The 13,006-nt window shown below is 59.1% G+C and carries 11 protein-coding genes; 2 read left to right on the top strand and 9 right to left on the bottom strand.

Going from position 1 to position 13,006, the window contains the following annotated elements; all coding sequences use genetic code 11:
* The first annotated feature begins 34 nt into the window (after nucleotides 1–34).
* Entirely contained in the window at nucleotides 35–397 is a 363-nt protein-coding gene (locus Tel_07070; protein ID ALP52932.1) for a hypothetical protein, read from the top strand.
* A gap of 71 nt (nucleotides 398–468) precedes the next feature.
* Here Tel_07070 and Tel_07065 read toward each other — a convergent pair whose 3' ends face one another.
* On the bottom strand, nucleotides 469–1,836 hold the full coding sequence (locus Tel_07065; protein ID ALP52931.1) for a DNA repair protein RadA: 1,368 nt from the start codon (nucleotides 1,834–1,836) through the stop codon (nucleotides 469–471).
* Between the two features lie 87 nt (nucleotides 1,837–1,923).
* On the opposite strand from Tel_07065, the gene Tel_07060 reads away from it, so the two are divergent.
* Nucleotides 1,924–2,565, top strand: coding sequence for a hypothetical protein (locus Tel_07060; GenBank protein ID ALP52930.1), 642 nt, complete (start codon nucleotides 1,924–1,926; stop codon nucleotides 2,563–2,565).
* A 10-nt stretch (nucleotides 2,566–2,575) separates the two neighbouring features.
* On the opposite strand, the gene Tel_07055 is transcribed toward Tel_07060, so the two are convergent.
* From Tel_07055 to Tel_07020, 8 genes are all read right to left on the bottom strand, one after another.
* Nucleotides 2,576–5,602, bottom strand: coding sequence for a hypothetical protein (locus Tel_07055; protein ALP52929.1), 3,027 nt, complete (start codon nucleotides 5,600–5,602; stop codon nucleotides 2,576–2,578).
* 274 nt (nucleotides 5,603–5,876) lie between these two features.
* The gene (locus Tel_07050) at nucleotides 5,877–6,458 is read right to left on the bottom strand and encodes a hypothetical protein (GenBank protein ID ALP52928.1); all 582 of its coding nucleotides are present in this window, start codon (nucleotides 6,456–6,458) and stop codon (nucleotides 5,877–5,879) included.
* A gap of 1 nt (nucleotide 6,459) precedes the next feature.
* On the bottom strand, nucleotides 6,460–8,448 hold the full coding sequence (locus Tel_07045; GenBank protein ALP52927.1) for a choline transporter: 1,989 nt from the start codon (nucleotides 8,446–8,448) through the stop codon (nucleotides 6,460–6,462).
* 128 nt (nucleotides 8,449–8,576) lie between these two features.
* Nucleotides 8,577–9,791 carry a hypothetical protein gene (locus Tel_07040; protein ALP52926.1) on the bottom strand — a complete coding sequence of 405 codons (1,215 nt, stop codon included), beginning with the start codon at nucleotides 9,789–9,791 and terminating at the stop codon, nucleotides 8,577–8,579.
* A 164-nt stretch (nucleotides 9,792–9,955) separates the two neighbouring features.
* Nucleotides 9,956–10,621: a hypothetical protein gene (locus tag Tel_07035; protein ALP52925.1), complete on the bottom strand. Its 666-nt coding sequence runs from the start codon at nucleotides 10,619–10,621 to the stop codon at nucleotides 9,956–9,958.
* Between the two features lie 110 nt (nucleotides 10,622–10,731).
* Nucleotides 10,732–11,148, bottom strand: coding sequence for a hypothetical protein (locus tag Tel_07030; protein ID ALP52924.1), 417 nt, complete (start codon nucleotides 11,146–11,148; stop codon nucleotides 10,732–10,734).
* 23 nt (nucleotides 11,149–11,171) lie between these two features.
* On the bottom strand, nucleotides 11,172–11,978 hold the full coding sequence (locus Tel_07025; GenBank protein ID ALP52923.1) for a hypothetical protein: 807 nt from the start codon (nucleotides 11,976–11,978) through the stop codon (nucleotides 11,172–11,174).
* Nucleotides 11,979–12,070: 92 nt separating this feature from the next.
* On the bottom strand, nucleotides 12,071–12,748 hold the full coding sequence (locus Tel_07020) for a flagellar biosynthesis protein FlgJ (protein ALP54768.1): 678 nt from the start codon (nucleotides 12,746–12,748) through the stop codon (nucleotides 12,071–12,073).
* Nucleotides 12,749–13,006 lie beyond the last annotated feature (258 nt).

Here is a 13,006-nt window from a genome sequence, read left to right as displayed (position 1 = left end):
TAACTCAAGATGCACAATCAATAAGGAGCCCGCCGTGACTGACGAAAAAAGACGATTCAGCCGCATCCCCTTCGATGCCACCGTGCTGCTCAGCACGGGCGGCAAGGAATGGCGTACCGCCATGCTGGATATCTCGCTCAACGGCCTGCTGGTCAGGGCGCCTGAGGATTGGGACCCGGTGGTCGGGCAGCAGTTAAACGCCGAGATCCTGTTTTCCGATGCCGGCCCCGTCATCTCCGCCGAGGTGGCCGTGGCCCATCGTCAGGATGGCCGTGTAGGCCTGCAAGTCGCCAACATCGATGTGGACAGCGTCGCCCACCTGCGCCGCCTGGTGGAGCTGAACCTGGGCGACGCGGCGCTGTTGAACCGGGAGCTGGAACTGCTCAACTGGAAATAGGCCGCCCGGGACTCGCCCGCACTTCCCATCCTCCGCTTCATCTCGCTGCCAACGGTGGCGAGAAAGCCGGGCTAGAACACATCCACCGCATCGCCCAGTCGTTCCACGGCGATAATCTCCATATCCTGCAGACTGCCGCGCTTGGGGGCATTGGCCTTGGGCACCACCGCCCGCTTGAAGCCGTGCTTGGCTGCTTCCTTCAAGCGCTCCAGGCCGCCCTGCACCGGCCGGATCTCCCCCGCCAGCCCGACCTCGCCGAAGACGATCATGTCCTTGGGCAGGGGCCGGTTGCGCAGGCTGGAGAGCCCGGCCAGCAACAGCGGCAGATCGGCGGCGGTCTCGGTGACGCGCACCCCGCCCACCACGTTGATGAAGACGTCCTGGTCGTAGGTGGCGATGCCGCCGTGGCGCTGCAGCACCGCCAGTAGCATGGCCAGGCGGTTCTGATCCAGGCCCACGGTGACGCGGCGCGGATTGCCCAGATGGCTCTCCGCCACCAGCGCCTGCACCTCCACCAGCAGCGGCCGGCTGCCCTCGCGGGTGACCATGATGACGCTGCCCGGCACCTGTTCCTGATGACGCGATAAAAAGATAGCCGAGGGATTGCTCACCTCCTTCAGCCCCTTCTCGGTCATAGCGAACACGCCCAGTTCGTTGACCGCGCCGAAGCGATTCTTGATGGCGCGCACCACGCGAAACTGGCTGCTGCTGTCACCCTCGAAATACAGCACCGTATCCACCATGTGTTCCAGCACGCGCGGCCCGGCCAGGGTACCTTCCTTGGTGACATGGCCCACCAGAAACAGGGCCGTGCCGCTCTTCTTGGCGTAGCGCACCAGTTGCGCGGCGCTCTCGCGCACCTGGGCCACCGCCCCCGGCGCCGACTGCAGCAACTCGGTGTAGATGGTCTGGATGGAATCGATCACGACCACCTGGGGCTGCTCGTTGCGGGCGTGATTGAGAATGGCCTCAATATTGGTCTCGGCCAGCAGCCGCACCTTGTCGGCAGTCAGATTTAAACGGTGGGCGCGCATACTGACCTGCTCCAGCGACTCTTCGCCGGTGACGTAGAGCGTGTTCAACTGTTCACTCAGCAGCGCCAGCGTCTGCAATAACAAGGTGGATTTGCCGATGCCCGGATCACCGCCAATGAGGATCACCGAACCCGGCACCAAGCCGCCGCCCAGCACCCGGTCCAGCTCGGTCTGGCCGGTGGGAGTGCGCGCCACATCGCCGGGTTTGACCTCGGCCAGGGACTGCACCACCGCCTCGGCACTGCCGGCATAGCCGGAAAAGCGCGGATTGGACTTGGCCGGGGCGGCCACCGCCACCACCTCCACCATGGCGTTCCAGGCATTGCAGTCCGGGCACTGACCGGCCCATTTGGGTTGCTGCGCGCCGCACTCGGTGCAGCTATAGACAGTTTTTGATTTGGCCATACCGGGAAAAACAGCTCAGAATGTCGTGTAAGGAGCGGTCGCCGACGGCGACCAATTCAATCCTACAACTTTATCACGGGAGTCGACATGCGTCGAAGCAAGCACTGGGCCATTCTATCAATGTGTATCAGCGGCACCGCGCTGGCGGCAACTGTCACGCTAGGCGATTTTTCCCAGAGCGGACTAGACGGGTGGGAAGAGGAGTCATTCGCCGGGCACACCGATTACCAAGTGGTCGAAATGAACGGCCGCAAGGTCCTGCGCGCCGACACCCAGGCCAGCGCCTCGGGCCTGTTTCGCGAAATCGACATCGATCTCAATAAAACGCCCTACCTCAACTGGTCCTGGAGAGTGGACAACATTTATTCGGGCCACAACGAGCGCAGCAAACAGGGCGATGATTACCCGGCGCGGGTCTACGTGGTGGTCTCGGGCGGCCTGTTTTTCTGGAAGACCAAGGCCATCAATTACGTCTGGTCCAGCAACCAAGCCGTCGACACCACCTGGGACAATGCCTATACCGGCAACGCCAAGATGATCGCCGTGCAATCGGGCGCCGCTGACACCGATCAGTGGATCACGGAAAAACGCAACGTGCGCGAGGATTTCAAACGTCTGTTCGGCGCAGACATCGATGAAGCCAACGCGATCGCCATCATGAGCGACAGCGACGATACCGGACAAAGCGCCATGGCCTGGTATGGAGATATTTACCTCAGCTCTGAATAATCCAGGCGGCTCATGGCCCCGGGCTGTGTTCCAATCTCGACGCCTGATCTTGCAAGCGCCAATCGCCGCGCAGCAAGGCCTGGAATGTTTCCGGGTCCACTGCCGGGCTGCAATAAAAGCCCTGGGCGAAATCACAACCGCGGCGTCGTAAGTGGGCCAGCTGCTCGGCGTCCTCCACCCCCTCGGCAATCACGCGCATGCCCATAGCATGCGCCATGGCGATAATGGAATCGGCGATGGCGGCATCGTCGGAATCGACCGTGATGTCGCGCACGAAGGACTGGTCGATCTTGAGGGTATCGAACGGAAAGCGCTTGAGATGGCTCAACGATGAATAACCGGTACCGAAGTCATCCATCGACAGTCGCAGCCCCATGGCCTTGAGTTCAGCCAAGATTTTGGCCGCCTGGACCGCGTCCTCCATAACCAGGCTCTCGGTCAGTTCCAGTTCCAGGGCCTCGGCGGGCAGACCTTCTCGATCGAGCGATTCGCGTATCGTCTGCGCCAGCTGTGCCTCGCGGAATTGGCGTGCCGACAGATTCACCGCCACGCTACCGCTCAACAATCCCTCGTCGCGCCAAATCCGGGTCTGCCGGACCACCTGTTCAAAGATCCAACGACCGATGGGCAAAATCAAGCCGCTGGCCTCGGCCACGGGAATAAAGCGCGCCGGCGAAACCGCGCCATAACGCTTAGACTGCCAACGCAGCAGGGCTTCGGCGCCGACGATCCTTTCATTTACAACACTGATCTGTGGCTGATAACACACCTTTAATTCACCGCGCTCAACGGCACGGCGCAGCTCGCCCTCCATGGCCAGAAGGTCGACGGCCCGGTCGTGCATCTGGCGGGTAAAGAAACGGTAGCGCCCGCCGCCTTCCGCCCGCGCCTGGTTCATCGCCACGTCGGCATTTCGCACCAGCACCTCACTGCGGTCGCCGTCACGGGGATACAGGGCGACGCCGATGCTGAAACCCACATACACTTCCTGTCCGTCGATGGATTGAAGGTTGCCGACACTCGCAGTGATCTTTTCCAATACCGGACCGACATCGTCGGGCCGTGCCAGCTCCGAGAGCACCACAACAAACTGGTCCGCCGCCAAGCGCGCGACACTATCCCCCGCCCGCACGGCGCCCCGCAAGTCTCGCGCCACCTGCTTGAGGAGCAGATCGCCGACGGCATGTCCGAGGGAATCGTTGACCATTTTGAAACGGTCGATATTGAGGATTAGCACGGCCACATCGCGCTTGGCTCGTTGGCAATGAATTATGGCCTGTTCAAGACGCTCAACCATAGCAGGCCGGTTGAGCAGGCCGGTTACCGAATCATGAAACGACAGATAGCGCACACGTTCGTCCAGGCGGCGCTGCTCGCTGAGATCGGTGGCGATAAGGATATAGTTCATCACCGCACCCGCTGCATTACGCACGGCACTGATAGACAACCAGGTCGGATAGGTCTGCCCGTTGCGCCGCCGGCTGGCCACCTCGCCCTGCCAATGGCCGTCGTGGTCGACGGTCTCCCACATAGTGTTGTAGAAGGTATCGTCGTGAATGCCTGGATCCAGCATGGTCGGTCCTTGACCTTTCACTTCCTCGGCGGCGTAGCCGGTCATTTTATGAAATGCCGGGTTGGTGTACACGATGCTGCGCTCGGCATCCGCGATTACGATCGCCTCATTGGCATTATCGAACACCATGGCCGCAAGACGCTGCTGCTCGGCCGCTTGCTTGCGGGCGCTGATATCGCGCACCACACTGACGACTTGAGTCGCTTCCAACGCCTCGCCGGCGTCGATCATCGTGATGGTGTTTTCCGTATCAATAATCGTACCGTCACGACGCCGCAGCTGATATTCCATTTGCACCGTACCCGTTTCCGCCAGTTTGGCGTCGTAGTCTCGGCTAAATCGTTCGAAGTGCTCATGGTCTACATGCAGCATCTCGGTATCCCGGCCGATGAGTTCTTCGGGCCGATAACCCAGGATTTCGGTGACCGCATCGTTACATGCGACAATGCGGCGGTCTTTGGGGTCGATTACGAACACCGCTTCGCGCAGGCTGACGAAGATCTTTTCCAACAGCTTTTTTGCATCTCTGAGTTCGCGGTAAGCCTGCTCACGCTCGGTGATATCGTTGCCCTGACTGAGTATGGACAACACATCCCCCTGCTCATCGATGAGAATGGAGTTATACCAAATGCAATCGCGCACCTCGCCGCTACGGGTGTAGTTACGATTGCGAATCACTGAGCGGCTGCTGCGCCGGCTCAACAGTTCGGCGGTGGCGTCCTCGACCCATTGCCGGTCCTCATCGTGGATAAAGCGCCAGGTTATCCACGGGCGGCCCAACACCTCGGCGGCCGACCAGCCGAACATGATCTCGGCCTGCGGCGACCAATAGCTAACGCATAGATTTCTGTCCAATTCCAGCACGGCCAGCGGCGAGTTCTCCAAATGATCGCGCAGGCGCTGCTCGATGTGCCGCTGGCGACTCAGATTTTCAAAAAAAGCGACCACATAACTGGGTTCGCCGCGGGCATTTCGCACCAGGGTGCCTGTCACCCGTAGCGGCAGTCGCGCCCCGTCGGCGCGTCTAAAGTCCGTTTCTACGGACAGGGTATCCACATCCCCCCAAAACAAGCGGCGCATATCAGTGCTATCCACCGCCGTGTTCCCGACGGTGCACATTGTCACAAAATCCAACTGTCGGAGTTCACCGCGGCCGCAGCCCAACATGCGACACAAACTGTCGTTAACCTCCACCCATTCACCGCTGATATTGAGATAGGCCACCCCCAAGGGGACGTGACCGAATGTCTGTGCAAAACGCTCCACCTGGTTTTTCAGACTGAGGGTCTTACGCTCCTGCCAGCGCAGTAATAAATAGAGTAACAATCCGGTGAGTGTGATAAAGACCCAACCCTTGAAGGTTTGCCCACGGGTCAAGCTGTCCACGTCATCGATCAGTAAACGTAATCCGTAGTCGGACAACACGATCCAGACCGCAGACAGTACCAGGTAGACAATAAGCAATTGTGTATGGCTTCGATTGAGCCGAAAACGTGACATCATGGAAGTCGCACCCCCAAGGACTGCAGCCGCGCCGGAACCGGCGTCCCCGTCACGAGGACAGAGGCATTCTTTACGAGTTTAGGGCCTATGCAGCGGTTTATGCGCCACATGGGCATTATTGCAATCCACTGACAGTGAGACTGCAGACCCACGGCCGAACCAGCCGTCACACTATGTATAGCTTCAACCCGGCGTCGTGTCGATGCACCCACTTGCAGCCCCCCTTAAAAACCCCTTAAGGTTTGTCGGGCTGCTCTTGTTGCAGCAGTCTGAAATCGTTGAAAAACACCTTCAAAGTCGCCGCCGGCACCGAACGACCGGCGCCGCCGGCATTGACCCCCACGGCCGGTCCCTTGCACCGGATATCGATCTCATAGGCGGTATCATATTCAACCTGCCAATCAGGCGGCGGCGTAAGCGCCCAACGCCAGGCAGCGCGCACCAGGGGCGCGACGCGCTCCGGCGCGACCGTCTCAAAGCGGATCCCGTGGTTACGCTCAAGCATCGCCATCAAGTCCCGCGCCTGGGCCTTGCAGGTGTGTAGATCATCCACAAACCGCGTGGCGGCGATACGATAGATGCGCCCTTGTGACGGCGTGATGCGCACCGAATAGCGATCGAATTCGGGCTGGCGCTGGCGGGGCAACACCGCGCACCACTCCCCCAAATCGCAGCCCCGGCGCAATGATTGATCCAACACCGTGCCGAGCTCAAAGCCGAATACCGCCTTGGGCAATGACGGCGATTGCGCCGCGGCCGGCGCCCCCGCATACAGGACCAGGGCCGCGCACAGCGCCCCTATACCGTATCCGGCCACGCTAGCGCGCCAAGTGAAGAAAGTGCATATGCTTTTCATACTGGGCCAGGACGTCACCGATCAACTGCTCCTTGGTATAACTGTGCACATCGTAATGCTGACTGCCTTCGCTGAGATGAACCTCGGCGCGGTAATAGCGCTTGCTCTCGTCCACGCTGGCGTCGAACTCGGGAAAGGCAAAAGTCGGCAATAGATGACTGACCGCGTATACGCCGTAGACAAAGGCTTGGGACTCGCCTTGCTGCACGGTGAGTTCGACACTCTTGTCCCCATGCGCGACATTCACCTCCAAACCGGACTTGTGAATCTCCGCCGCCACCTCATCCAACGCCGGTTTCACCACCGCGGCGAGAAAACGGGAGATCTCGGCCTCATCCGGATAGCTGATCAGTTTTTTAAGCTGCTGCCGCCAATTCACCTTGGCGCCGCCCATGATCGGCGTCGCCGGCACCCCCTGCGCCAGGCGCTTCGCCCCCTCCATACGCAGCCCCTTCACCAGGCCGTAGCAGATCACCAGCATGATCAGGGTAAACGGCAGTGCCCCGGCGATAGAGGCGGTCTGCAATGCCGTGAGCCCCCCGGCCAGCAACAACACGGCGGCCACCACGCCTTCCATCACTGCCCAGAAAATACGTTGCCACACCGGCGGATCGGCATGGCCGCCGGAGGTGATGATGTCTATCACCAATGAGCCGGAGTCTGACGAAGTCACGAAAAAGGTTACCACCAAAAGCGTGGCGATACCCGAGGCGAGCAGGCTCCATGGCAGCTGCTCGAACAATACAAATATCGCCGTGGGCACATTGGCGGCGACGGCCTCGGAGATGGTACCGGGGAGATCACCCAATTCCATACTGATGGCGGTACCGCCGAAAAAGGTCATCCACATGAAGGTAAATCCCACCGGCACGAACAGCACCCCCAAGATAAATTCACGAATGGTTCGGCCACGCGACACGCGCGCGATGAACATGCCCACAAAAGGCGACCATGCAATCCACCAGCCCCAATAGAACAGGGTCCAACCGCCGATCCAGCCGCTGGGTTCATAGGCATAGAGGTTGAAGGTCTTACTGATCACTTCGCTGAGATACAGCCCGGTGTTTTGCACCAGCGTCTGCAACAGAAACAGGGTGGGGCCGGCGACCAGCACGAACAGCAGCAGGGCGACGGCGAGTATCAGATTAAGTTCGGAAAGCCGCTTGATGCCGGCATTCAGGCCCGCCACCACCGAAGCGGTGGCAAATACGGTAATTACGGCGATCAGACCGATTTGGACGAAGGTAGACTCGGGGATCTCAAACAGATAATTCAGCCCCGCGTTGACTTGCAACACCCCCAAGCCCAACGACGTGGCCACACCGAACATGGTGCCGAGCACGGCAAATATGTCCACCACATGACCGATAGGGCCATAAATACGTTCACCGATAAGCGGATATAGGGCCGATCGTATGGTCAACGGCAGACCGTGACGAAAACCGAAATAGGCCAACGCCAGACCCACCACTGCATAAATTGCCCAAGCATGCAGGCCCCAGTGGAAAAAGGTGATGGACATGGCCTCACGTGCCGACTCCACCGTGCTGCCCTCGCCCACCGGCGGACTGGTAAAGTGCATGACCGGCTCGGCAACCCCAAAGAATAACAAACCGATTCCCATGCCGGCGCTGAACAGCATGGCAAACCAGGACATATAGCTGTAATCAGGGGTGGAATGCTCGGGGCCGAGCTTGATATCGCCGTAAGAACTCAAGGCCAGTGTGACACTGAACAACAAAAAAAACGCCACCGCCAATAAGTAAAACCAACCGAAGGTATGGACGATCCACCCCTGCACATCGGTGAACACGGTAGCGGCGAACTCGGGGGCGATAACGCCGAAGAGGACAAAGGCCAGAATCAACGCCGCAGAGCCGAAGAACACCGGCGGATTGATTTGCGACTTTTTCTTCTCAGCGGGGAATTCCGCGGTCTGATTATCATTCACGCTAATACTCCTGTTGGAATGCGTTCGCCCTTGCGCCGCTACGGCGCAGACCTGAAACAGCGCCGCTACGGCGAAGACCTGAGGCAGCGCCGCTACGCCCAAGCCGGAATCGAGGCTTCATCCGGCCATCAAAAATAGAGGCCGAAATTGATATTGAAGCGCGCCTGCCATGTATCGTCGGCGTTGGCGCCGAGGCGATCGCCGAAAGCGGCTTCACCGCCGACAAACTCATTGCCGTTGGAATACACCAAATCGGTGTAGATGTACCAGCCGCCGTTGGCCCAGGCTGCGCCCAAGGTCATGAGTTCGCTGTCGTTAAAGCCGTTGACCTGTTTATGCACCGCGCTGTATTCGACGTAGGGCGTGACGGAATCGAGCCAGCCGACGCCCGGTGTTTCGAGGCGGTAAATCAAGGACAAGGCCGGGATCCACGCCTCTGCCGCCACGCTCACCGGAAAATCGTAGGCGCCCATTTGCACCAACTGATCCGTCCCCAGCGGCTGCGCGGCATCCACATCATATCTATAGTAAGTGAGCTGACTCGTGAGTGCAAAGTCGCCCCAGCGGTTGATCATGTGCAAGGAGGCGGCGCGATGGTCACCGTCGTCGTGGCGGCCCTGACTCTCCAATTGCCCGTATTGCAGGGAAAAGCCCAGTTCATTGGTGATGTCGTGATAGGACAAGGTGTAGACGCCGCGTAGATTGACTTGATGGCGTTCTGCGTAGCCGCCGCCGCTTTCGTTCACCACATCATAGGAATAGCGGGCGCTATCTTCGGAAAAACCGATATAGCTGCCTTCATCGGTGAGATAATAGCCGACGTCCCACTGCCAGTCGCCCAGGGCCTTGGAATAGCGCACGCCCAAATCCATATCGTCGGCCAGTCCGACGTAGTAGTGTTGATCGAAAAACCAGCTCTGCGATACACCGTAGTGTGGATGCGGCCCGAACGGCACCCGATTCACGCCGACTTGCAACTCGCTTTGATCCGCGAAGCGGTAACCCAGCCAACCGGTATGCAGAAAATTGTAACCGTCATACCAACGGTACTCCAGCTTGCCGAGGTAGGCGCCACTGAGCAGGTCCAGGTTAAGGCGGAAGGTGTCCAGGGAAAAATTGCCGCCGTCGCGCACGGCGCGCGAGGCGCCCTCGGTCTCCGGATAATCGCCAACGGTATAGTTCACCCGCATGGCGCCGCCGACGCTCAAGGGACCAAACTGGATGTCGTCTGAGGTGGGTGTGGCCGGGGGCTCCAGAGCGTCGACCTGCTGCGCCGCATACAACAATGCCGGGGTGATCAAGCACATCCCCGTGACGCTAATTTTTAACCATGTGACCTGCATTGATCAAAGCTCCAAGGCCGCCGCGGGCACTGCGGAACACACGAGGGCACCGCTGGACGAGGGCTTCAACTATTGACGGCCTGGGGAAAAAAGGCATTGACGTATCTCAATCCCGATGCGTGGGCAGAATGGCGTCAAGCCGCCCGGCCAGACGCCAGGGACAGTCAGCGGCGCCGATCAAATAACGCCGGATTGTGTTTGATAAAGGCCTGTATCCAGCGATACAGGAATGATTCATTGCGGGCCGCCTTGAGATAACCATAGCCCAGCATCGAGATCACCAAAGCCCCCAAGGCGTCGACGATCAGGTCCCACATGGTATCGGTCAGGCCGGAAGGGTCGCCGAACATGGCCTTTTGCATATTCATCCCCAACAGACTGTCCATGGCGTATTCAAAGATCTCCCACAGGACACCAATCCCCAGCGCAAACAGGAAGGCGAAAAAGGCAACGAAACCGGGATTCATGTGCAGGTCGATCTTTTCCGTTTCGTTGAGTACATACACCAACAAAAAGCCGACGATTCCCAGCAGCAGCCCGGAACTGGTATGCAGGGCGATGTCCCACCACCAGAAGCGGGTGTAATAACCATGCACTTCGCCGAGGTACAAAGAGGCGAAAATGAAGCCGATGGCGAGCAGTTCGAACTCGGGGGGAATATAAACCCGAAAGCGCCGATGCAACAGCACGGGAATCAGGGTAATGGCGATAATCCCGAGGGTAATCGCCGCGGTGAGCCATTGCTGTCCCCACAAGGCAACACCGGCCTCCAACAGCAGGATCCCCTTCAACAAGAAGCTCAAACGACGATGTATGGATTCGGCTTTCATACAATGGCCAAGGACGAAAAATGTGCCGCCATTGTAACCGCTCTCAATCGGGCATCCAAAACACGGGGGATGAAACCATCAATTCAAGTGCGTCCCACCGGCGAGGCTCTCTAGAATTTCTCCTTACCCGCCCTGTTGAGATTATTGATCCTTGTCCTGCCCAGCATCTTGAGCAACAGGTTGCGACACCAGCGCAACAACGGATAAAGAATACGTGACAAGGTGCGGGAACGAAACATCCAATAATTGAGACGATTGAACAGACCCGAGCGGCTGCTGATCAGCGCCAGGGCATGGATGGCATCGGAGCCATAGTAGTATTGATCACCCATTTTCAGCACCATGCCCTGATCCACATCCAGGCCCCGTGCGGTAATCTCCTTCATGATCTCGCTGTCTTCCCGGGCATTAACGATCTTCAGCTCGCCGACACTCTCTTTGATGCGCAGCACCTGAGAATATCGTTCGCAGACGGGGCACTCCCTGTCATACACCAAAAGTATTTCCTTGTCCGATTCACCCGCCATGGTGTGCTATATGGATTCAGCGATCATTGATGCGTCAATTGCAGCTGCGCCATACCGAAGTTGATCCCGTCCGGATCGCTGGCCACCACGCGCAGCCGCTGCGTGCCTACAGCAGGCACGGTGATCTGGCCGTTGAAGACACTGCTGCGGCCGGCATAGCGCAAAGGCGTCTCGGCGACCACCTCATCGCCGTTAAGCAGCTGTGCCTTGATGGTGTATTGATTGGAATCCCAGAGGCCGCCGGGCTGGGTGGGACAACCACACATCATGCGCACCCGCGCCTCAACGGCCACCTCTGCGCCCGCTTCTGCCCCAGACAGCTCGCCCGGCGCCAGTACTTCAACGATAAAACCGTGCAGTGTCAGCACCACGCCGTCACCGCTTATGTGATGACCCGGCAGCATCAACAAGGTGGTGGATACCGACTGTAAGGCCTGAGAAAAATCCAACGGACCCTCGGCGCTGATCGCCACTCGAGTCGGCCGGGACAAATTTAACGTAGTAGCAAACTGGGCCGCGCCCGGCACGGCATAGATCGTCTCGCCGCGATTATGCGCCTGGCGCATGATCTTGTCGGTACTGCCGGAATCACCGCGTTGCCGCCCCTCGGCCAACACCTCGCCGGTGTCGGCGTCACGCACCACGATCGCCGCCCCACCCACCGAGTCCTGGATCAACTTGGCGTCTTGCGCCACTACCCGCACAGTGAGTTCCGTGGCCACGCCCTGCGCCGCGGCGGCATGCACCGACAGGCCGGAACACATGACCAGGCACGCCAACATACGGCGCCCCCAGGTCTGCCGCAACGCTAACGCTTCAAGTAAAACCATGAGGTCTCCCTGTTATGACATTAAAATGGATGTGGAGTGACATTATCGCACCAAGCACCACGAAACCTGACGCTGGCATGGACGAACCCCCCTCACAGATCGTATTGACTCAACTCATTGTGGCGAATCATGGCCCGCAACTCGCTGATATATTCACTGCCGCGCTCCGAGTAGCGTTCCAATCCTGCCGCCAATTTGGCGCCGGTCACCGCCTTGTCCGCGGCCCGCAACTGGGCGCGCAGCTCGCGCAACGGCCGATAGGCGGCATGGGTATTAAGGTTGCGAATATAGCTCTCCACCGAGCCCCGCGGCGAGTCGTATACGGCCACTTCGTGGCGCTTGCCTGCGTCGCGACTCGAGGGCACCAGGCCGCAGCCCGCCTCGAAACACCATTGCCCGAAAAAATTGTAGCCCTGCTGGGCAAACCGCGAGGTGCCCCAGGCACTCTCGTTGGCCGCCTGCACCAGCGCCAACGAGGGCGGTACCACATCCACTCGTCTGAGCAGGGTCTGCCAATCCGCATCACTGTGGATATCGAAAGCGTCCACGCGATAGCGTTGCGCCAGCACCTTGATGCGGCGCTCATCCCAGCCGCCGATGGCATGGCGATTTCGGTTCCAGCTCTGGAGCCGACGGCGAGTCTGCAAAATTTCCTGGTTGCGCTGCTCCACCAGGGGCAAGAGATATTCAAAAAATGCCTGCTTACGTTCCGGACCCGCGACATATCCTTGAAAATCGGGCACGCCGGGACGCTGAACTGCAAACCCCATCACCAGCGCCAATACGATCGGGGCGGCGAAGGCGATCAAGTGCTTGGCATAAGGCGCGATAGACATAGCCTCTCCTTTTGATACAGACGTATCCATGTTGTGCCTCACTTATGTCTCCATTATAGTCCTTGGCCTCACAATACAATAACTCACGACGCCGCACTCTTATTACGGCCGAGCTGTCTGAGCACTAAGGTAAGCAAGGTAATGAGCGTGAGCGGGACCACGAAATAGAACATGACGGCACTGAAACGGGGC

It is taken from the genome of Candidatus Tenderia electrophaga, from assembly GCA_001447805.1.
Classification (GTDB): domain Bacteria; phylum Pseudomonadota; class Gammaproteobacteria; order Tenderiales; family Tenderiaceae; genus Tenderia; species Tenderia electrophaga.
The sequence above is the reverse complement of the archived record's forward strand: the minus strand, read 5'-3'. Positions and strand labels throughout refer to the sequence as shown.